At 41.6% G+C, this 20570-nt stretch carries 26 protein-coding genes and 1 tRNA gene; 10 read left to right on the forward strand and 17 right to left on the reverse strand.

Annotated elements, in window-relative coordinates; all coding sequences use genetic code 11:
* Positions 1-218 precede the first annotated feature (218 nt).
* The gene (locus tag ACPUEN_RS16980; RefSeq protein ID WP_425637111.1) at positions 219-641 is read right to left on the reverse strand and encodes a nucleoside-diphosphate kinase; all 423 of its coding nucleotides are present in this window, start codon (positions 639-641) and stop codon (positions 219-221) included.
* Positions 642-825: 184 nt separating this feature from the next.
* Between ACPUEN_RS16980 and ACPUEN_RS16985 the strand changes: the two genes are divergently transcribed.
* From ACPUEN_RS16985 to ACPUEN_RS17000, 4 genes are all read left to right on the forward strand, one after another.
* A complete protein-coding gene (locus tag ACPUEN_RS16985; protein WP_425637113.1) occupies positions 826-1860 on the forward strand; it encodes a DHH family phosphoesterase in 1035 nt (344 codons plus the stop codon).
* 163 nt (positions 1861-2023) lie between these two features.
* Entirely contained in the window at positions 2024-2947 is a 924-nt protein-coding gene (locus ACPUEN_RS16990; protein ID WP_111610049.1) for an FKBP-type peptidyl-prolyl cis-trans isomerase, read from the forward strand.
* A gap of 49 nt (positions 2948-2996) precedes the next feature.
* The gene (locus ACPUEN_RS16995) at positions 2997-3548 is read left to right on the forward strand and encodes an FKBP-type peptidyl-prolyl cis-trans isomerase (RefSeq protein WP_425637115.1); all 552 of its coding nucleotides are present in this window, start codon (positions 2997-2999) and stop codon (positions 3546-3548) included.
* 5 nt (positions 3549-3553) lie between these two features.
* On the forward strand, positions 3554-4111 hold the full coding sequence (locus tag ACPUEN_RS17000; protein WP_425637117.1) for an FKBP-type peptidyl-prolyl cis-trans isomerase: 558 nt from the start codon (positions 3554-3556) through the stop codon (positions 4109-4111).
* A gap of 157 nt (positions 4112-4268) precedes the next feature.
* Here ACPUEN_RS17000 and ACPUEN_RS17005 read toward each other — a convergent pair whose 3' ends face one another.
* The 5 genes from ACPUEN_RS17005 to ACPUEN_RS17025 all read right to left on the reverse strand — a co-directional run bounded on the left by ACPUEN_RS17005 (position 4269) and on the right by ACPUEN_RS17025 (position 7112).
* Positions 4269-4583: a hypothetical protein gene (locus ACPUEN_RS17005; protein ID WP_425637118.1), complete on the reverse strand. Its 315-nt coding sequence runs from the start codon at positions 4581-4583 to the stop codon at positions 4269-4271.
* Positions 4584-4784: 201 nt separating this feature from the next.
* Positions 4785-5150 carry a 50S ribosomal protein L19 gene (gene rplS / locus ACPUEN_RS17010; protein WP_091692379.1) on the reverse strand — a complete coding sequence of 122 codons (366 nt, stop codon included), beginning with the start codon at positions 5148-5150 and terminating at the stop codon, positions 4785-4787.
* A gap of 49 nt (positions 5151-5199) precedes the next feature.
* Entirely contained in the window at positions 5200-5916 is a 717-nt protein-coding gene (trmD, locus tag ACPUEN_RS17015; protein ID WP_425637121.1) for a tRNA (guanosine(37)-N1)-methyltransferase TrmD, read from the reverse strand.
* Positions 5917-5919: 3 nt separating this feature from the next.
* Positions 5920-6450 carry a ribosome maturation factor RimM gene (gene rimM, locus ACPUEN_RS17020; protein WP_091692377.1) on the reverse strand — a complete coding sequence of 177 codons (531 nt, stop codon included), beginning with the start codon at positions 6448-6450 and terminating at the stop codon, positions 5920-5922.
* Positions 6451-6461: 11 nt separating this feature from the next.
* Positions 6462-7112 carry a 30S ribosomal protein S16 gene (locus ACPUEN_RS17025; RefSeq protein ID WP_425637123.1) on the reverse strand — a complete coding sequence of 217 codons (651 nt, stop codon included), beginning with the start codon at positions 7110-7112 and terminating at the stop codon, positions 6462-6464.
* 150 nt (positions 7113-7262) lie between these two features.
* Between ACPUEN_RS17025 and ACPUEN_RS17030 the strand changes: the two genes are divergently transcribed.
* Positions 7263-7334 (forward strand) — tRNA-Arg (locus tag ACPUEN_RS17030).
* A 116-nt stretch (positions 7335-7450) separates the two neighbouring features.
* On the opposite strand, the gene ACPUEN_RS17035 is transcribed toward ACPUEN_RS17030, so the two are convergent.
* The 11 genes from ACPUEN_RS17035 to ACPUEN_RS17085 all read right to left on the reverse strand — a co-directional run bounded on the left by ACPUEN_RS17035 (position 7451) and on the right by ACPUEN_RS17085 (position 17427).
* The gene (locus tag ACPUEN_RS17035) at positions 7451-8329 is read right to left on the reverse strand and encodes an SMP-30/gluconolactonase/LRE family protein (protein ID WP_425637125.1); all 879 of its coding nucleotides are present in this window, start codon (positions 8327-8329) and stop codon (positions 7451-7453) included.
* A gap of 106 nt (positions 8330-8435) precedes the next feature.
* Positions 8436-9323 (reverse strand): sugar phosphate isomerase/epimerase family protein, encoded by an 888-nt coding sequence (locus ACPUEN_RS17040; RefSeq protein WP_425637126.1) that lies wholly within the window; start codon positions 9321-9323, stop codon positions 8436-8438.
* 18 nt (positions 9324-9341) lie between these two features.
* Entirely contained in the window at positions 9342-10139 is a 798-nt protein-coding gene (locus tag ACPUEN_RS17045) for an SDR family NAD(P)-dependent oxidoreductase (RefSeq protein ID WP_425637128.1), read from the reverse strand.
* A gap of 1 nt (position 10140) precedes the next feature.
* A complete protein-coding gene (locus ACPUEN_RS17050) occupies positions 10141-11175 on the reverse strand; it encodes a zinc-binding dehydrogenase (RefSeq protein WP_425637129.1) in 1035 nt (344 codons plus the stop codon).
* Between the two features lie 3 nt (positions 11176-11178).
* Positions 11179-11886, reverse strand: coding sequence for an orotidine 5'-phosphate decarboxylase / HUMPS family protein (locus ACPUEN_RS17055; protein WP_111610059.1), 708 nt, complete (start codon positions 11884-11886; stop codon positions 11179-11181).
* A gap of 242 nt (positions 11887-12128) precedes the next feature.
* Positions 12129-13466 (reverse strand): PEGA domain-containing protein, encoded by a 1338-nt coding sequence (locus ACPUEN_RS17060; RefSeq protein ID WP_425637130.1) that lies wholly within the window; start codon positions 13464-13466, stop codon positions 12129-12131.
* A 93-nt stretch (positions 13467-13559) separates the two neighbouring features.
* A complete protein-coding gene (locus ACPUEN_RS17065) occupies positions 13560-14630 on the reverse strand; it encodes a dipeptidase (RefSeq protein ID WP_425637132.1) in 1071 nt (356 codons plus the stop codon).
* Between the two features lie 3 nt (positions 14631-14633).
* Entirely contained in the window at positions 14634-15344 is a 711-nt protein-coding gene (locus tag ACPUEN_RS17070; protein WP_425637133.1) for an SAM-dependent methyltransferase, read from the reverse strand.
* A 102-nt stretch (positions 15345-15446) separates the two neighbouring features.
* The gene (locus ACPUEN_RS17075) at positions 15447-16205 is read right to left on the reverse strand and encodes an alpha/beta fold hydrolase (protein ID WP_425637134.1); all 759 of its coding nucleotides are present in this window, start codon (positions 16203-16205) and stop codon (positions 15447-15449) included.
* Positions 16206-16273: 68 nt separating this feature from the next.
* Positions 16274-16522 carry a four helix bundle protein gene (locus ACPUEN_RS17080; RefSeq protein WP_425637136.1) on the reverse strand — a complete coding sequence of 83 codons (249 nt, stop codon included), beginning with the start codon at positions 16520-16522 and terminating at the stop codon, positions 16274-16276.
* Between the two features lie 188 nt (positions 16523-16710).
* A complete protein-coding gene (locus ACPUEN_RS17085) occupies positions 16711-17427 on the reverse strand; it encodes a pyridoxine 5'-phosphate synthase (RefSeq protein ID WP_425637137.1) in 717 nt (238 codons plus the stop codon).
* A 62-nt stretch (positions 17428-17489) separates the two neighbouring features.
* Here ACPUEN_RS17085 and ACPUEN_RS17090 point away from each other — a divergent pair, with 62 nt between their 5' ends.
* From ACPUEN_RS17090 to ACPUEN_RS17110, 5 genes are all read left to right on the forward strand, one after another.
* Complete coding sequence (locus ACPUEN_RS17090) at positions 17490-17942, forward strand: GatB/YqeY domain-containing protein (protein ID WP_425637138.1); 453 nt, start codon at positions 17490-17492, stop codon at positions 17940-17942.
* Between the two features lies 1 nt (position 17943).
* Positions 17944-18489, forward strand: coding sequence for a CvpA family protein (locus ACPUEN_RS17095; protein ID WP_425637139.1), 546 nt, complete (start codon positions 17944-17946; stop codon positions 18487-18489).
* Positions 18473-19060 (forward strand): anthranilate synthase component II, encoded by a 588-nt coding sequence (locus ACPUEN_RS17100; RefSeq protein WP_425637141.1) that lies wholly within the window; start codon positions 18473-18475, stop codon positions 19058-19060. The genes ACPUEN_RS17095 and ACPUEN_RS17100 overlap by 17 nt, the downstream gene beginning before the upstream one ends.
* A 201-nt stretch (positions 19061-19261) precedes the next feature.
* On the forward strand, positions 19262-19996 hold the full coding sequence (locus tag ACPUEN_RS17105; RefSeq protein WP_425637143.1) for an RluA family pseudouridine synthase: 735 nt from the start codon (positions 19262-19264) through the stop codon (positions 19994-19996).
* A gap of 51 nt (positions 19997-20047) precedes the next feature.
* Entirely contained in the window at positions 20048-20548 is a 501-nt protein-coding gene (locus ACPUEN_RS17110; protein WP_425637144.1) for a SixA phosphatase family protein, read from the forward strand.
* Positions 20549-20570: the final 22 nt, after the last annotated feature.

The following is a 20570-nucleotide window of genomic DNA, read 5'->3' on the forward strand; positions in this document are numbered from 1 at the left end:
AGCCCTCTAGGCTGGGCTATGATATTTTGGGCTTTTAGCCCAATGCTTATTAATTTATTTCCAATAAGCTGATAGAATTTTTTTTGGATAATGAACATGAGTCTCTTTAACAACTGACTCGTGGCCTCCGTGTTAAACTCTGCGTTCTCCTGCGGTTAAATACAAACAAAAAAAGCACCCCAAATTGAGGTGCTTTCAAATTTATTTGTGAGATGGAATTAACCTACTCTTTCGGTTATTGAGAAGTAGAAAGCTCCTTCGATCGCTGCGTTCTCGTCAGAGTCAGAACCGTGAACCGCATTCGCTTCGATAGACTTAGCGAAGATCTTACGGATAGTTCCATCAGCAGCATCTGCAGGGTTGGTGGCACCGATCAATTTTCTGAAATCTTCTACTGCATTTTCTTTTTCCAAGATAGCCGCGATAATAGGGCCAGAGGACATATAAGCGCATAAGTCTGCGTAGAATGGTCTTGCTGAATGAACTTCGTAGAATTTACCCGCGATTTCTTTGGTCAATTGGGTAGCTTTCATGGCTACGATTTTGAAGCCTGCTTCTTCGATCATTTTCAAAATTGCTCCTGAGTTTCCTTCTGCAAAAGCATCAGGCTTGATCATGGTGAATGTTCTGTTAGTTGCCATGTTATTGGTATTTCATTGGTTTAAATCGGGCGCAAAAATAGGCTTTTTCGCTTCATTCTCCATAAAAACTTTTGTATTTATCCTTTACTTCCTTCATTATCAGTATGCTACTATAATTGGGAATTGTCAAAAAATTCCTGACCTTTGCGAACTACAAGAGCCAAAAAGCAGCTAAATGTATAAAATGGAAGCTTTAGCCTCGTTTAAGAGAGAGATATCTTCACCCAAAAAAATATTCATCACTACTCACGTCAAACCCGATGCCGATGCATTGGGTTCTTCATTGGGATTGGCTAACTACCTACTCAAGAAAGGACATGAAGTAACTGTGGTGACTCCATCGGATTATCCTTCATTTCTGAATTGGATGAAAGGCAATGATTCTGTGTTGGATTTTAGTAATCCCCTGCACACTGAACTTGCTACCAAAAAGTTAACTGAAGCTGATATAATCTTCTGTTTGGATTTCTCGGTCTTAAATAGGGTAAATGAATTGGGCGAAATGATCCGAAATTCGGATGCATATACCGTCAATATAGATCATCATCAAGATCCCGAGCATTTTGCTGATTTCCGTATTTGGAGTACAAAGGCAGCAGCTACCTGTGAATTGGTCTATGAACTAGTAGTTCAGCTCGGTGATGAAGATCTCCTAGACAAAGATATCGCAGAGTGTTTGTATGCAGGTATAATGACTGATACGGGCGGATTTAGGCACCCTAATACCACCAAAAATGTCCACTTGGTAGTGGCAGAGTTGTTGGATTTGGGAGCCGATAGTTCCCAGATTGCCAACTGGATATATGATTCCAATTCTGTCAACAGATTGAAATTTATAGGTTTTGCGATCAGCAGACGTCTGGTAGTTCATGAAGAACTTCATATGGCCTATTTTGCGATCAGCAAAAAAGATCTTAAAAAATATCAAAGCCGTACAGGTGATACAGAAGGTTTGGTCAATTATGCATTATCTTTGGACGGGATAAAGCTGGCTGCCCTATTTTCGGAACGCGAAGATGGCATCAAAATTTCCTTTAGGTCATCCAGTGAAGTAGCTGTTAATAAGTTTGCAGCAGAATATTTCGATGGGGGTGGACATAAAAATGCCTCAGGTGGCAAGTCTACATTGAGCCTAAAAGAAACAGTTGAGCGATTTGAGTCTTTAGTAGAGGAGCATCAGGAAGATTTATTCCGTGTTATTCCAGCTGCGGTAGATTAAATGGCTTGCAGCCCTCCTTAATAATTTGAAAAATCACTCATCCTTTATGAAATCTAGCATGACTCAAGAGTCCCATTCAGGGATAATATAATGTATGCGAGATTCCATCCCGTTTCCTTCGTCACGGGACAAGTTATGATCTTAGAAAAACAATTATAAATAAATGAAAAATTCAAAAAGCCTTTTGGCAATTCTAGCTCTTTTGATTGGAGCAAGCAGCTTGACTTCATGCAATAAAACTAAAGTCACTGAAAAAGATGGTATCGAATATACCTACATAAAAGAAGGAAATGAAAAGGCTCCAAATGGAGAGTATTTACTTTATAACCTTGAAGTACTGACCGCAACTGATTCTGTAATTATATCTACGCTTGAACAACCATTCCCAGGTTATGTACAAGCTAATGATTCTATGGAGGTAACAAATGGGATGGATGAGATCTTCCTAAACCTTAAAAAAGGGGATAGCATCGCTTTTGAATCTACTGCAAAAACCATTTTTGGTGGCAATTATCCTCCATTCATGAAAGAAGATGATTTGGTTAAAGTAAGACTAGGCGCCTTTGAAATTATGAATCAAGAAGGTATTCAGGCATACTATGAGAAAGTAATGGCTGCAGAGGAAGTAAAAAGAACTGAAAGAGCAGCAGAGAGAATCATCGAGGAAGATAAGATCATCCAAGATTACCTCAAAGAAAAAGGTCTTGAAGCCCAGAAAACTGAGAGCGGACTTTATTATATAATTGAAGAAGAAGGTACGGGTGATCCTGTAACTCCAGGCACTTCCATGTCTGTCAATTATGCAGGGTATCTACTTGACGGTAGCTTGTTTGATACTTCTATCGAGGCAATAGCGAAGGAAAATGGAATCTTCAACGAAGGAAGACCATATGAGCCTCTACCTGTAGCTGTCGGTATGGGTCAAGTTATTCCAGGTTGGGATGAAGGACTACTATTATTGAAAAAAGGCTCAAAGGGTAAATTCCTTATCCCTTCGCCACTTGGATATGGTGAGAACGCAATGGGAGAGCGAATTCCAGCAAACTCAATACTTGTTTTTGACGTAGATGTAGCGGATGTAAAGTAACATTCGTACCATAGCTAGAATTAGCTGTTAAAAAACAAAACCAACTATTATGAAATTTAGAATATTTGCCATTTTAAGCCTGATTGCAGGAAGTTTTGCATTTGCATCTTGCATTGATGATGAGGCTACTGACGCTACCATCCTTGCAAACGATAAGGCTGCAATACTTGCTTATGTGGATACCACTACTATTGTTAATGTGAAGGAATTTCACGACGAGGAGTCAGGTATAAGAATGATTTGGCAGTTAGAAGCTCAGCCAGATACTATTACTGAATTTTATTCCACAGATACGGTTACTGTAAATTACACAGGTAAATTTTTGACTGATCAAGTATTTGAAACAACTCTGGAGTCTGTTGCCAGAGCTAATCAGATCTATAATCAAAACAAAACGTACGAGCCAGTTCAGTTTATTTTAGGAAGTGTTATTGCAGGATTTCAGTTTGGGATTTCTCAAATGGAGACCGGTGAAAAAGCAACAGTATTTGTTCCTTCCCGGTACGCCTATGGAAGAAACGGTCAAGGTAACATAGGAGCAAATACACCTTTAATATTCGAGCTCGAGCTAGTAAAAGTGAATCCTGGACCGAGAAACTAATTAATATGAATTTACAACGAGTTAGTATTTTCTTTTTTCTTGTACTATCAATTGCATTTGTAGGCTGCGATGCGCAGAATCCTTTTGATACAGGCCCCGTCTACGATGTAGCAGGGAACCTTGAGAGAGATAGCCTATTAATTGTGGATTACCTAGATACGGCTGATATCGATAGCCTTTATCGTATTCATGATCCTAGTGGTGTAGTTATTATCGTACAAGAAGAAGGGACAGCGTCACGCCCCAATGGTGGAAATGTTATTTATACTAATTATACAGGATCTTTAATGAGTGATGGGTCTGTTTTTGATACAAATATTGAGAATGTAGCTAGAGATAATAATATCTATGTGGAAACTCGTAATTATAATATTTTCAGCTTTCAGCTCGGTTCTGGTAATGTGATTCAAGGTTGGGATATTGCTTTCAGAAGATTAAGGTCTGGCGCAAAGGCTAAACTTATTATTCCATCTCCCTACGCTTATCGGGATTCGGAAACAAATGAAAAAATTCCCGCTAATTCAATTTTGATCTTCGATGTGGAGTTCAAAGGGATGGACTAGAATTGTAGAGAGGGCTTCGGCCCTCTTTTTTTTTTACTTTAGTGCAGAGTACAATCTTACCTTGGCTTAATGCCTAAACTGTTTAGGGTTGAGTTCACTTAGGCGTGGAAATTAGAGGTTACTATATGAACAACTTTAAGTAGGGAAGAAAGTGTACTTAACTAGCTAATTGAGACACTTCGCTTTCTTGCTGAATTTTTTTACCCAACCAGCCCAAAACAAAAAAGCTAATTAAAAAGCCAATAGCTGGCATAGAAAAGAACACCATATGCCAAAATTTAGAATTGGCAGGTGGATAATAATCGTAAAACTCAGTCTGGATTGATAGATCCCAATCTGTCAAGATGCCGAGTGAAGCCAGATAAATCATGTAGATAAAAACGGCTACCATCACTGCTGAAAAAATCATCCCGAGGCGTATGAAAACTTTGGCAAGTTGATAGCTTGGGTCGAATGAAATGGAAGTGGTCATAATGGAAAAGTTTATTAAAAATGAGTTTCAAATTGCTGTTAACCAATTTTTTAACGTTAAATCCTTTTAAAAATATCTTCACAGATGGGTTTTTATTTTTTAAAAAGACTTCATTGAATGGACAATGACCTATGTTTTCCGAACAAAACAAAAAAAGGAACCCATTGCTAGGTTCCTTTTTGATTTCAATCGTGTGATATCTTACTTTCTCACTCTGATTTTTTCCTTGATACGTGCAGCTTTACCCTGACGTCCTCTTAGGTAGAATAGACGAGCTCTTCTTACTTTACCTTGTCTCAATAGATCGATTTGCTCGATCGCAGGAGAGATGATAGGGAAGATTCTTTCTACACCGATACCATTGGATATTTTTCTTACAGTGAAAGTCTCACCGTTAGAGTTAGGGTTTCTACGCTGGATCACAGTTCCTTGGAACTGCTGGATACGCTCCTTGCTACCTTCTTTGATACGTACGTGTACGTTGATGGTATCGCCAGCTTTGAAAGAAGGGAATTTAGCTCTTACCTCGCTGTATTCCGCTTCTACTATTTTCATTAGATCGCTCATAGCTTTATATTTTTATGCTTTCGCTGTTTGCCAACGCGTGGCTTATTAATTATTTCTTATACGATTCTGCATCGCTTTTCCCGATTTGGTTGTCCCTGAGCAAGTCAGGTCTTCTTTCTTGGGTTCGGCGAACCGATGCTTCAAATCTCCATTCGTTTATCTTGGCTTCATGTCCTGATAGCAATACTTCCGGTACTTTCATCCCATTATATTCGGCGGGGCGAGTGTACACTGGTGGTGCTAGCAGTCCATCCTGGAAAGAATCTGTCAATGCTGAGGTCTCATCATTGAGCACTCCCGGAATCAGGCGAATCAGTGCGTCAGCCACTACAGCTGCTGCCAATTCTCCTCCGGAAAGTACGTAATCACCAATGCTAATTTCCTTGGTGATGAATCGCTCTCTTACTCGCTCATCCACTCCCTTGTAATGCCCGCAAAGGATCAAGAGGTTTTGGTTGAGCGAAAGTGCATTTGCCATAGGCTGATCGAAACGAGCTCCGTCAGGCGTCATGTAGATGATCTCATCGTACGTGCGTTCCTTCTGAAGTGCTTCTATGCATCGTGCGATGGGCTCGATAGACATTACCATCCCGGCTCCCCCTCCAAATGCGTAGTCATCGACCTGCTTTTGCTTGCTCGTTGAATAATCCCGTAGGTTGATTACGCGAATACTGGCTAGTCCTTTGTCCTCCGCTCTTTTCAGAATGGAGTGTGCAAATGGCCCTTCCAATAATCCCGGTACTACAGTGATGATATCAATGTGCATGGGTTAGTCTTCCAGATAAATTTCAAGTAAACCTTCGGGTAATCGGCAGTAAACTTTTTTAGCTGCCTTGTCCACTTTTTGGATAATTCCGTCCTGAATTGGTATCAGTACTTCTTTTTCCTTATGTGTTACCCCGAGGAGATTCTGTGTCTCCAGATCATAAACGATCTGAATAGGTCCGATCAGGCCTTCCGTCTCGTCAAAGACTTCGAATCCGATCAACTCATGGAAGAAATACTGATCATCTTTCAGTTCAGGCAGTGCTGTCAGGGGAAGATAAACTCCCAATCCAACCAAATCTTCTACCTGATCCAGCGAGTTCAAATCCTCGAATTTTGCCAATGCTTTATTTCCGGGTTGGAGTACAAAGTGCTCCAGGAAAAACGGTACCAGCCGGGATTTTTGCTCTAAGAATAAGTGCTCTAGTGTCTCATAATCCTCAGGATAATCGACGTCCAGCACAATCATTACTTCTCCACGAAGTCCATGAACTTTAGACACGTAGCCCAACTGAAAGCTTTGGTCCTTATTCATGGGGATTTATATTATGCTTTTGCTTCGTCTTCGCCAGCTTCAGGAGCCTTAGCTTCAGGAGCTTCTTCCTTTGCAGGAGTTTCCTCTTTAGCTACAGGAGCTTCAGCCTCATCAACAGGTGCTTCTTCTTCAGCAGCAACTTCCTCTTCCACTACTGGAGCAGGATTGTTAGCGGCTTCAGCAGCAGCTAGAAGAGCTTTTTGCTCATCTTCTCTTGCTTTGATAGCATCAAGTCTAGCCTGGTTCTTAGCAGTTTCAGCATCAAGTGCCTTCTTACGTAGATCAGCTTTAGCTGCAGTGATACCTTCTGCCTTACCAGCAATCTTCGTGTCTTTCTCGCTCAACCATGCTTCGAATTTAGCGTCTGCTTGTTCTTGCGTGATTGCACCTTTCAATACACCAATCTGAAGGTGTTTTTTCAGCATAACTCCTCTGTAAGAAAGCATAGCTTTTACAGTGTCTGTTGGCTGTGCTCCGTTCAACAACCATTTAAGAGCGCGCTCATTGTTGATGTTGATAGAAGCAGGGTTCGTGTTTGGATTGTAAGATCCGATTTTTTCGATGAAGCGTCCATCACGTGGAGCTCTTGCATCAGCTACAACCACGTCGTAGATAGCCATTTTTCTTCTACCTCTTCGTGCTAATCTGATTTTTACTGACATAAATTATAATGTATTTAGTGAGTGGATGGAACCCGTCCATCCTAATTTTGGAGTGCAAAGATAGTGTAAATACTTGTAAAGCCATAAGTTGGCTAAAGAATATTTGCCTGAAAGCGGGCTTTTCTTTTATCTTGCGAGACGATTTGCTTTGGCCCCGTAGTTCAATGGATAGAACAAGCGTTTCCTAAACGCTAGATCTAAGTTCGATTCTTAGCGGGGCTACTATAAACGCTGTTATTGCACTCCCTTGATCAGTATTTTGAAATGGGGTCGGTTTGGGGGTAGAAAAATCACTAAGAGGCGAAGTCGGACAAATGTTTATTTCTAATGATATCCACTTACTGCAAAAACCGTATGGCCCTAAATCCTTTGCTCCCCGTCTTCACTAAAAACACATCACCGCTTAGGGGATATTCTTTGAGCTGGGCCTCACTGAGATTTTCTTGCGCCGTGGTAATCAAAAGCGTATCCAGATCTTTTCCACCAAATGTGCATGAAGTAACGTGTGGAACAGGAAGTTCAATTTTATCTAATAACTCGCCTGAAAATGGATTCCAGCGATAAACTCCAGAACCACCATAATGCGCCACCCAAAGCATTCCTTCTTGATCGATACACATCCCATCAGGGAAACCAAGTTCTTCTGGAATCTCTACCGCAATTCGGTTAAATCTTATATCTCCAGTTTCTAAGTCAAAGTGGTATGCCTTGATCTGCCTGGTTGGGGTGTCGATAAAGTAAAAGGTTTGGTTGTCCGCAGTCCAAGCCATTCCGTTGGAAATGGTCAAATCTCCAAGCATTTTCTTGGGCTGAAGATCCTGACCAACCCGATAAAGTGACCCTGCACCTTGAGTAAACAGGATGCTCAAAGTCCCAATCCAAATCCTTCCTTTTGGATCTACTTTTCCGTCATTGAAGCGATGCAAAGGGATGTCCGGCTCCACTCCAGTAAGCCATTTCAATTCCTGGGTATTCAAATCAAAACTTGCAATTTTTCTATCTAAGCCAAGTATCAACTGATCACCTTTCCCTTCCAAAACGACTGCAAGACGATGCGGGAAAGAATAGGTTCGGGTTTGCCCACTATCCAAGTGGTGCTGAAAGAGCTTTCCTTTTTCTATATCTACCCAAAAGAAGCATTGCAAATCTGAATGCCAATAGGGGCCTTCGCCTAGGAAGCATTGAGAGGGGATGGAAGTGTATTCGTAGTTTTTCAAGGTTTGCTATTTGTTGAAGTGGTAATTAAAACCTTCGAAGTTTAAATAAACCTTAAAGGTTAAAAAGAGGGGCGTAAATCGTAAATCTGATATCATAAATCCAAAATCATTGGTGCCAATACTGAGAGATTTTCTTTTTCAAAAATGCCACTGATCGCTCCAATTGATCCATGCCATCTACGCCATCTTCTATGCTGATCCAATTGTCAAATCCCACACGTTTCAATTCCGTGAAAATCGCATCGTAGTCATTTAATCCTTTGCCTACCTCTCCATGACTCAATCTTGCTGCATATCCTTGGACACCACTTTCCTCATTTTTCAAGTCTTCAATTGTCCCATACTTCAAAAACCGGTCACTGGCATGCATGGTTACAATCCGATCTGATACTTCATACAATAAATCGAGCGGATCTTCTCCCGCCAAAAAAGCATTGCTAGGATCGTAATTCACTCCGAAATTTGGGTGCTTGATACTATTGACCAGTTGGGTGAAAAGGCTTCTTTTCTGGGCAAACTCAGGATATTCCCAAAAGTCATCTTTGTAGTGATTTTCCAAAATCAGGGTAATTCCAAGTGATTGAGCATAAGGCAAACAGGCTTGAATCGATTCTGAAGCGTATTTGATCCCTTCTTCGATAGAGAGTTCGGGTCGGTATTGACCAGAGAGAACCCGGCAATATTTGCCGCCTAGCTCATCTGTCATCTCTAACCAGCGCCTTTGTTTCTGGATTTCTTTTTCCCGAAATGCTTTATCTGGATGCGTAAAATCCGGTGAGCAACACATCATGGGAATGACCATCCCTTTATCTTCAACCATTTTCCGGAATAGCCGCCAGTTTTCCTCTTTTTCCATTTCCAGAAAACCAGCATACCACTCCAATCCGTCAATTTCCAGGGGAGCAGCTAGTTTGATCCATTCGGAGATCTTCATTCTTCCGTCCTTGCAGAGGGCATGCATAAAAGCTTTGGGGAAGGCGGCAATTTTGGGCATGTTAGTCTAGTGTTTGGTTTACTTGTGAGGAATTGTAGTTGAGTCTTTAGGGATATTTCTGCCTATCATAGGGAATTGTTCTAAATCAACTACCTGCCCGCTAATCGGTCCGCTTTCATCGGAAAGCCAATAAATGGTCGCCGCTGCGATTTCTTCAGGCCAAATAATTCTTCCCGCCGGAGCATACATTTTAGATAATTCTTTATACCAATTGTCAGCAAGTCCATGCTCTTTTTTTCTCTCAACTTCTTTTTCGGTGAGTACCCAGCCTGGATTTATCTGATTGACCCGGACGCCATATTCGCGAAATAGAGAATCGCCCAGGTTTCTGGTCATAGTCATTATTGCTCCTTTGGTAATACTGTAGGCCAATAAGTTATGCTCACCACTCCATGCATTGATGGAACCGATGTTGAGCACTGCGCCGTGACTTTCAATCAAATGTGGTAATGCAGATTTTATTAGGAATAAAGGGGCATAGGTATTTACCTCCATGAGTTTGTTTAAAAATGCTTTATCAGTAGTGTGAATATCTGACGCGGCCACGATTGCAGCATTATTCACAATTGAATCGAGCTGTCCAAAGGACTCCAAAGCGAGGTCAACCAGCCTTTGTGGAGCTCCTTCAATGGCTAGGTCTTCTATGTGTAGTCTGGCATTTTCACGACCCAACTCAGAAACAAACTGAGCTCCAAGATCTTCTTCTAAGCCATGAATAATGACCTTTGCACCTTCTGATGTAGCCTTTTTGGCAATTGCTCTTCCGATTCCCATCGTGCTTCCTGTGACGATGATTACTTTGTCTTTTAACCGCATCTTAAACTGGTTTTAGTATACTTTTTACAACTTCTCCACTATGCATTTTTTCAAAGGCTTCATGCCATTCTGTAATAGGCCAGATGCCACCGATAATAGGTTTTACATCCAATGTCCCGCTTGAAAGTAAGCCGAGAACTTTTTCCCAGATTGGCCAATTGTGGCTAAAGCTACCTTGAAGCCTCACGTTTTTTTGTACCAGAGGGTCCAGGGAAAAATTGCAGGGCGTGGGCCCCCAGCCTACCTTGGTGATTTGTCCATTGGGGCGCACGAGATCCATTGCGATTTTCAAAGTTGCGCTGATTCCTGCTGCATCGATAATCAAATCTGCACCTAAGCCATCTGTTTTTCTAGCCCATTCTGAAGCATCGTTGATGAGAGGAGTGACACCGTAGCTTTTGGCGATTTCCAGTCTTCCCCGATCTTTTTCCAGTCCCAAAATTGCTACATCTCCACCACAGATTTTTGCCACTGCTGCGCAAAGAATCCCGATGGTGCCGGGGCCGATTACAATCACCCGATCTCCAGGTTTGATGTGCGAATTTACTGCAACGGCATTATAAGCAACGGAGCATGGTTCGGTCAGGCAGGCTTCTTCAAATGATAGACCTTCGGGCACCCGGTGCAAACATCTCGCAGGAACTCTCACAAATCTCGTCATGGCTCCATTTACTCCGTAGCCAAACCCTTTTCTTGTTGGATCTAGGTTGTATAAGCCAGATTTGCTCATAGGGTTTTGAGGATCGATTACGGCGGCGGTTTCACTCACCACTCGATCACCAACTTTCCATCCACTTACTCGATCTCCGACAACTGCTATTTTCCCTCCGAACTCGTGCCCCAAAACAACAGGATAGTTCACCGGCCAAGAATGATCTGAAGTCCATTGATGGAGATCACTCCCGCAAACTCCTACATTTTCTACTTCTAAAAGAATTTCATCTTCACCAATCTCCGGGACAGGAATCTCTCTGATTTCTACAGAATGTTTTTTCTCAGCGTAGTTGACTACTGCTGCATTTTTAGCGCTGGACATGATTTAGGATCTTTTGGGTAAACTGGTGGTTTGACTATGAATTGCTTCGCAAATCATCCGCAGAGAGCTTTCCAGATCTCCGCTTGCCGTTTTGAAAGAATCGGCGTCTATGGTTAAAGGTGCGCCCAACACAACCAATGGTGCGCCGTATTGTGGACATTGAATGGCTTGCTCCAAGGATAACCCTCCCACAGCCTGAACAGGAATATTTACAGCAGATACGACCTCCCTAAGTTGGTCCAACGGACTGGGCATTCTGTGACCCGCTGCTGCAATCCCCCTTCTTTCATCATAGCCTATGTGGTGAATGACATAATCGCAGCCCAAATCTTCCAGGAATTTTGCCCCATCGATCATGCTTTCGCAGACCATATTGTCTCCCATGACTTTTACCCCAAAATCCTTACCTGCCTGTACCACACATTTGATCGTTTCCGCATGCGCTCTGGCCATTACGACCACGTGTGTGGCACCGGCTTTGGCCATCATTTCTGCTTCGAGATAGCCTCCATCCATGGTTTTGAGATCTGCTACAATTGGGATTCCTGGGAAAGCTTCTCGTAGTTTTCTTACTCCGTGGAGGCCTTCTGCGAGAATTAAGGGCGTTCCCGCTTCTAGCCAATCGACTCCTGCTCGCATGGCCAAGGCTGCCGTTTCCAGAGCCTCATCAATATCAGTCAGATCTAAAGAGATTTGTACTATAGGTTTCATTTTGGGTTGGGATAAAAATAGTAATATGAAAAAAGCGCCCCGAGCTATCGGGACATATTAAGATTTTTAAGATAAGGAAAAATGGAAAAGATACTTCCCTGCTTTGGGATAAAAGGGGGGATTATATTTTGAAAAATAGTCTAAAACCAATTAGTGGGTCTGAGTATTTCTATCATCCTTGAACCATAAAAAAAGCTCCATCTGAATTACAAATGGAGCTTTTTATAAAATTAAGTTGCGACTTATTGTTGAAGTCTAGCTTGGACTTCTTCGATCAAGCCTTCATATTTTTTCAGGATACGTGCCCAGTCTTCAAATTTCTCATCGTCTTTTACCGTCACTTGATTTTGACCATCTAGGTAAGCTTCTTGGCTGATTAGCTTGATAGCGTATGCTAATTGATCTGAATTACCACCACTACTTACGATTACTCGAGTACGGATAATGCTTGACTGGAAATTTTCAACTTGCCAAGAGGTAGTCAAATAGCCAGTGTTGAAATCCACTGTTTCCAAAATGTCAAAATATCTTGTGATAATGGAGCTCAGTATTCTCCAGGCTTCTTCAGGTGTAAGAGCAGTATTCACAGGTACTGTGATTCTCACATTTGCCAAGTCGGATGAAACAGAAGAAGTATAAGCTTCATCTACATTCATTTCTATGAAGTCGGTAACTGGAGGTTCTTGCATGTTTGCCTGATTGTAATAGTTTTTCACATAGCGCACATAACCATCCTTCTTCACCCGGATTTCAACGTTTCCATTTTTAGGAACTTTCAAATCATAACTTCCCGTACCCACTGTTTTTCCGCCAATCTCAATGATAGCATCATTTGGGTTTGTGGTGATTTTAACAAGCCTATCCTCCAATTGAGCCTTTTCTCTTACAGGAGGCTCTGGATCAGTATCTGGTTTATTACAGAATACTTTGGTGTATTCCACATAGCCATCTTTGTTTACTGTCACAGTTACGCAATCATTCAAAGGTACTTTGATGTCCTGATTTCCTCTTCCGATGCTAACTCCATTAGCTTTAACATTGCCGTCAGCTGGTATCACTTCCAATCGAACCTGTCTGTCTTTCAATTCGAAATAATCTTTCAAAGGAGGTGTTTCGCGATCAGGGGAATTGTAATAGCTTTTAGTGATTGGAGCAAATCCTGGTTTTTTAATCTCCACAGTATGGAATCTGTCTTTTTGGATGATTAAGTAGATTGCTTTGGAGCCAATCACTCTTCCGTCCACAAGGATTTCGGCGTCGTAAGGTTCTGCTGTGATTTCAACTCTTCTAGCGTCCAAGGCAACGTATTGATCCTTGTCCCATTTCAAATCCCGGTTGAATTCCTTGATTATGGGGTCATAACCCGGCTTGGTAATCTTGATCCTATTACGGCTATCTTTTTCTAATTTGTATTCAATAGCTCCTGTTCCCAATTCCTGCTTGTCAGAATCATCGTAATCATTCAGCAAAATAAATTTTGCATCAGTATGATTTGCTGTTATCTGTAGTTTTTGAGAAAATGAAAGAGAAGCTGAAAAAAGGAAAATTAAGGTAAGAGTGAGTAATTGTTTATACTTCATAAATTGGTGGTTTGCGTTAAGCTGTCGCTAAATAATTCAATATGAAGTATTAATGCAATTATTTCAACAAGGAATTGTCCAGATATTCCTCATTTATCCCCATGCTTTCTTTAAAAAATTTAACCAATTCCCATAAAGTATCTTTTTGATCTCTTGATTGGAGTAGCCTCTATTTGACAGTAAATCAGCGATTTTATCTAAGTCTTTTATGGATGTTAGGTCTGCAGGACACTGTTCAGTGCCAAAAGCGCCATCTAAATCCGAGCCAATTCCAATATGATTTGCATTTCCTGCGATCTGACATATATGATCCATGTGATCCAAAACCGTATTTAAGGTCACACCTCTTCCTTCTGGACTTGATTTTCCTCTTTCCCAATCTGGACTAAGCATCCATGCATCCATCGCAGCACCAATTACTGCTCCCCGATCTACCAGTGCCTTAATCATTTCATCAGAAAACTGGCGGTTGTGATCCACCAAGGCTCGGCAGTTATTATGACTTGCCCATACTGGACCTTGAAAAATATCCAATGCTTCCCAAAAAGCTAAATCGCATAAATGAGTTGTGTCAAGAATAATTCCCAACTCGTCCATTTTGCGAAGTAAGGCTTTGCCTTGTTCGTTCAAAGGAGCAGAAGCATCAGTACCATGAGCATATCTTCCGGGGCCATAATGTGCAGGACCAAGCGCCCGAAGTCCATTTTCATAGGCTTTTTCCAAATAATCTACAGTCACTATGGAATCAGCTCCTTCAAGCGAAAGTATAAAGCCCACAGGTTTGCTGGAATTATCTTCGCCATTATCCCAAAGTGCTAGGTGAGCATCTAATTCGGAAAGATTTCTGATTTGTGCCATTTCACCTTTTTCCACCATGGCCTGATACCAAGCCAACTGACCTTGCGTCTGAGCCCAAGCTTGTTCTGCAGAATTCCATCCAGGCAATGAATTTCCCGGTGCTACATAGCGGGCAATTTGCGTAGCGACGACCAACCCAATGTTTCCTTCGCGAAGTGCAGGAAGAGAAACCACCGAATTTCCACGATCCGGCTTATCAGTAAGACCCTTTTCCCTTGCATTTATATCTGAGACTGGAAGTGTGAGATCACGATTCCATTCCAGCGCATTCATACTGAGATCAAGGTGGGCGTCGATTGTAAACATGGATTAAAAGCTTTGCAGTACGAAAACAGTTGGAATTTTATGTAGGTCGAGCGGAAGTTGTTTCCATTCTTGCGCCGTTTTGGTCAAAATCATTTCATCAGATCCGGTGATATTTTTTGCAATACAAATCTTGGTCTGAGGAGCCAGGACTCGCAGTAAATCTTCTAACAATTGATTGTTGCGGAAAGGGGTCTCCATAAAAATCTGAGCTCTTTTTTCCCGAAGTGATTCAGCTTCCAGCTTTTTGATCGCAGCAGCTTTTTCTTTTTTGTCTATGGGTAAATAGCCATGAAAAGCGAAGGACTGACCAGAAAACCCTGATCCCATCAATGCCATAAACATGGAACTTGGCCCAGAAAGTGGTACAACCTGAATACCTTTTTTGTGCGCATGCTCCACAGCCAATGCTCCTGGATCGGCAATACCAGGACATCCAGCTTCAGAAATCACTCCCATATCAGCTCCGTTCATTAAAGGCTGCATGAGTCTATTAATGAATTCTGGAGATGTGCCTTTGTCCAAAATCTCCATATGAACCTGCTCCAGATTCACTCCGAGCTTCAGACTGCTGATATAGCGTCTAGCAGTTCGCATGTTTTCTACTAGATAAACTTTTGTGTTCGCTATCACCTCTTTTACCTGAGGAGTAATGACGGCATCTTGCGTATTATCCGCGAGTACATTGGGTATTAGGAAGAGTTTTCCTTTGGGCATCTTATATTTGTCGTTTAAAAAAGAACGGAAAGTTAGGTAGAATTGCCTTTTTGAGGGCAGAAACTTTTCACTTTGCTTCTGAAGAAGTAGCTGAGATCATGCCTATTTCAAAAATCTTCTTATTTCTTCCACCACAGCGTCTGGCTGCTCGGCATGAAGCCAATGTCCCGCATCAGCGATGAACTCTACCTCATTGTTGGGGAAAAAAGTATCAATGTCATCCAGGTCGGATTGTTGAATATAGCTTGAATTAGATCCAGCCAAAAAGAGTGTCGGTCCTGAGAAACTTTGGCCGTCAGGTAAAGCTTTTCCCACTTCATTGATATTCTCCGTAATTACAGGAAGATTGATTTTCCACATAAATCCATCAGAATCTCTACCTAGACTTTTCAATAAGAACTGTCGAACTCCGATTTCAGGAATGTATTTAGCCAATTCATCATCAGCTTCTTTTCTAGATTGAATCTCCGCAAGATCCAAAGAATTCAATCCCTCCAAAATGCTCTGATGATGCACGGCGTAAAAACGCGGAGCAATATCCGCGACAATCAATTTCTCCACTTTCTTAGGATACTTCAGTGCAAAATTCATCACCGTTTTTCCTCCCATCGAGTGTCCCATAAGGAAAGCTTTTTCCAATCCTTCACTATCCATGAGTTCTTTCAAGTCCTCGACCATCACCTCATAATTCCACTCGTCAGCATGCGGTGAATCCCCGTGATTACGCTGATCGATGAGGTATAATGTGAAGTTATCTTTCAGCTCTTTGGAAATGCTAAACCAGTTATCTGCAGAACCAAAAAGTCCATGAAGTATGATTAGTGGTTTTCCGTTGCCTAGTTTTTTAAAGTTTAACTGCATTGCTTTTTTTGTCAACTGTCCATAGTCCACCGACGACAGCACGATAGGGTTATAAACTAATTATGAATTTAAATTGAATTTTTGAGTGCTTGAATATTAATCACTAAGCCTTCATATGCTTTATATAATCTTGAGAAATCATCCTCATTTATTATGTTTCTTTTCTTACCCAAATATAAACAGCTAACTACTTCGATTGCTGATCGAATAGAATAACCTAAGAATCTTTTAAACTCCGGTGTTGACTGCCCAGTGGATCCTTCCGCAATATTTAATGCTATAGAGTCGGCCGCTCGTTGTATTTGAGAACTAAGCACATATTTTTCTTCCTAGGGGAAAGATTTAATCAACAAGCTTATCTCTGCTGAAAGGTTAATTGATAATTCCCAAACTCTTAATTCTTCAAACTTGAATGCCATAATTCTGAGATTTAGTGGATATAATTCCGAAAAGGGGATTGTAGTTCTTTTAAACGGGCCGTGGACTGATGACTGTGGACCGTTGACTAAATCTCCAGCTTCCTCCTGTACATCTGAATTGTATTTTCCAATCCATAATATAAGGCATCACAAACCAATGCGTGGCCGATGGAAACTTCAGCTAGGTAAGGAATGCTTTGCTTCAAAAAGGCCAAATTATGCAGATCTAGGTCGTGTCCTGCGTTTATCCCAAGTCCTAAAGCTTTTGCGATTTCAGCTACTTCCACATAAGGTTTCACGGCTGCGTCCCGATCCTTATGATAGTTGGAAGCATAGGGTTCGGTGTAAAGCTCTACCCGATCCGTGCCTGTGAGTTTTGCAGGTTCGAAGTATTTGATCTCTGGATTGATGAAAATCGAGACACGCACACCAGACTCATGAAGTTCTGCCACGATGTCTTTCAACATCCCCTGATTTGAAATCGTATCCCAGCCATTATTAGAAGTAATGGCCGTCGGTGGATCGGGAACGAGGGTAGCCTGAGCAGGTTTTACCAAGCGAACCATCTCCATAAATCGCTTATCGGGATAGCCTTCAATGTTGAATTCGGTAGTTACTACTTTCGCCAGATCAAGTACATCCTGATAGCGAATGTGGCGCTCATCAGGCCTTGGGTGGACTGTAATCCCTTGTGATCCAAAGCGCTCTGCGTCCAGCGCCACTTTCACTACATTAGGATTATCCGCTCCACGGGCATTGCGAAGAGTGGCGATCTTGTTAATATTTACGCTTAGCTTGGTCATATCCGAGTCGAAAAAGGTATTTTTGTCAGTATTATTAGAAGTGTAACACAAACTTAGGACTAATGAGTTTAAAGCAGAAAATAGAAAGTGAAATTAAATCAGCAATGATCGCAAAAGACAAAATCCGTTTGGGAGCTTTGAGATCTATAAAGTCGCTGATTCTTTTGGAAGAAACTAAAAGCGGTGCAAAAGCTGAAATCACGGAAGAGGATGAATTGAAGTTGTTGACCAAAGCAGCAAAACAGCGAAAGGATTCTGCTGATATCTACCAGCAACAAAATAGATCTGACTTGTATGAGGTGGAAATGGCCGAGCTCGAAGTACTTCAGGAATTCCTTCCAAAAGCACTGACTGATGAGGAAATCACCGCTGTGGTTAGAGCTATTATTGCGCAAACCGGGGCATCAGGTCCGAAAGATATGGGAAAAGTGATGGGGGTTGCGAGCAAGGAATTAGCAGGAAAAGCTGATGGAAAAGTGATTTCTGAGAAAGTGAAAGCTATACTGAACAGTTAAGTTGAGTACGGTAGACATCATCATCGTAATACTTCTTGGTTTAGGAACCTATGAAGGATACCGGAAAGGTTTCCTTCTCGGGGTTCTAGGCCTTTTTGGTTTTGTGATCGCAGTGATCTTAGGTCTTTATTTTATGGATCCAATGAATGACTGGCTGGCTGAAAATGTCACTGAATTCAATCTTGGATTTCCAATTTTTGGCTTTATCGTTGTTTTTGTACTCACGCTTCTATTTATCAAAGTAGCTGGCTGGATATTGAAACAGGTGATGGACATGGTCTTGCTTGGGCCCTTGGATGCAATTGTTGGAGGTCTTTTTGGCGCAGTAAAAGCTGCATTTTTTATCAGTTTGTTTTTCTGGCAAGCCAGTTTGTTCAAATTGGAGATGCCTAAGAAATGGACCAATGATTCCGAAATGTTATATTTCATAGAGCCAATAGCACCGGCAATTGTAGCTGCCATTGAGCCATTTTTCCCAAGTATTGAAGAGAGTTTGGAGAAGTTGGAAGAGGTAGTGGAGAAAATCAAGGATGCTACTACTGATTGATAATTTCGATTCCTTTAGCCACATGTTGGCTGATTTGCTGAGACAAACAGGAGAAGATTTACTTGTGCTTCGAAATGATGTCTCATTGGAGGAAATTAAAAAGCTAGAATTTGATGGGTTGATCCTTTCTCCAGGGCCAGGGATTCCTCAAAATGCTGGAAATCTCAATAAAATCTTTGCAGAATATTACGATAAAGTCCCCGTGCTGGGAGTCTGCCTTGGGCATCAGGCAATCGGTGAATTTTTTGGAGCAAGGCTGAAAAAGAATGCTGTTCCTACCCATGGGAAAGTGCATCAAGTCAGAAAGAATAGTGCTCATCCATATACTAAAGAACTACCTGAATCCTTCAAGGTAACCCGTTATCACTCGCTTCAATTGCAGGATTTGCCCGATGAGCTAGAAGTGATTTTGGAGACAGAATCTGGTGAAATTATGGGAATTGCGCATTGGACTCTACCTATTCTTGGGATTCAATACCATCCAGAAGCACACCTGACGGAGTATGGTTTGGAGCTGGTGAAAAGTTGGGTTCAGCAAATCAACCATCGGAAAGAACCTGATTTTTCTTAAAGCGAAAACGTATTAGAAGCTTTGCTGAAAATCGAAAATTCTTCTTTTTCCAAACTCTTGAAAAATCAATTATTCAACTCCTGCGAAATCCTTACCTTTGTAGCTGATTATGAAATCGAGCAATATTCTGAAAGTGACAAAGAGAAATGATTAAGTGCGCTGCGAGATTCCATCTGACAATTGAAAAACAATTATAAACAGATGAAAAAGAAGCCATTCACAGTTGTCTATGAAGACAACCACCTTTTGATAGTAAATAAGGCTGCCGGGATATTAGTGCAGGGAGATAAGACTGGGGATAAGACCTTGACGGATTACCTCAAAGATTACATTGCAAAGAAATACGACAAGCCTGGAGCTGTTTTTCTCCATCCTATTCACCGACTGGATCGCCCGGTAAGTGGGTTGGTCGCTTTTGCCCGAACTTCAAAGGGGCTGGAGCGCATGATGGAGCTTTTCCGTAAAAGAGAAATTCATAAAGTTTACTGGGCTCTGGTAAAGAGAAAGCCAAGGGAAGAAACCGGGAAATTGACTCATTACCTCGTAAAAGACGAACAGAAAAATGTGGTAACGGCACACGATCGTGAAGTTCCGGGTTCCCAAAAAGCTGAGTTGAATTACAAAACTTTGGGCTTTATGAATGACCACTGGTTGATCGAGGTGCGTCCAGTTTCAGGCCGCCCGCACCAGATCAGAGTGCAACTTGCATCTATGGGCTGCCCGATTCGTGGTGATATCAAGTATGGCTTTGCGAAGCCAAATCCAGATGCGAGCATCAACCTGCATGCTTTCAATTTGGTATTCGTACATCCAATCAAAAAGGAGAAGCTTTACTTAAGAGCCGCTGTGCCGGAGGAGGAATTCTGGGAGCAGTTCTTAGAATTCGAAAGCATCAAGACAAAAGATCAGCATTTGGATAATTCCTTTAGCGGATAAATACTTAACCTTCGAGATTTCATTAATCTCGAAGGTTTTTTACTTTTAGACATGAAACAAATCCTATTTGTCATCGCTTTTGCATTTTTAATAGCTGCCTGCTCCAGTAAGCAAGAACCAAAAACCATTTACATCGTCCGCCATGCTGAAAAGCAGTTGACTGGAAATGACCCTGAACTAACAGTTGCAGGTAATGCGCGTGCTAAGAAACTTGCACAGATTTTAGTTGATGAAGGCATTACTCATGTTTTTAGCACAGATTATAAAAGGACACGATTGACTGCTGCACCAACTGCCAGTGAAGCGGGGATTGAAATAGAAACCTATGATCCAAGAAATCATGATGCTTTGGTCGATCAACTTCGAAGTGTGGAAGGAAACAGCTTGGTTGTAGGTCATAGTAATACGGTAGGCCAGGTTGCCAACTATTTTATAGGGGATGGTGATAAATTCCAAGATCTAGAAGATTCTGAATACAATTTTATCTATGTAGTAACATTAGAGAAAGACGGTAGTTCTACTGTTGTAAGAAAGACCTATAAGGATTACTGATTGATAAGGACAAGGTAGATTC

The sequence above is a fragment of the Algoriphagus yeomjeoni genome (assembly GCF_049821175.1).
GTDB lineage: Bacteria > Bacteroidota > Bacteroidia > Cytophagales > Cyclobacteriaceae > Algoriphagus > Algoriphagus yeomjeoni_A.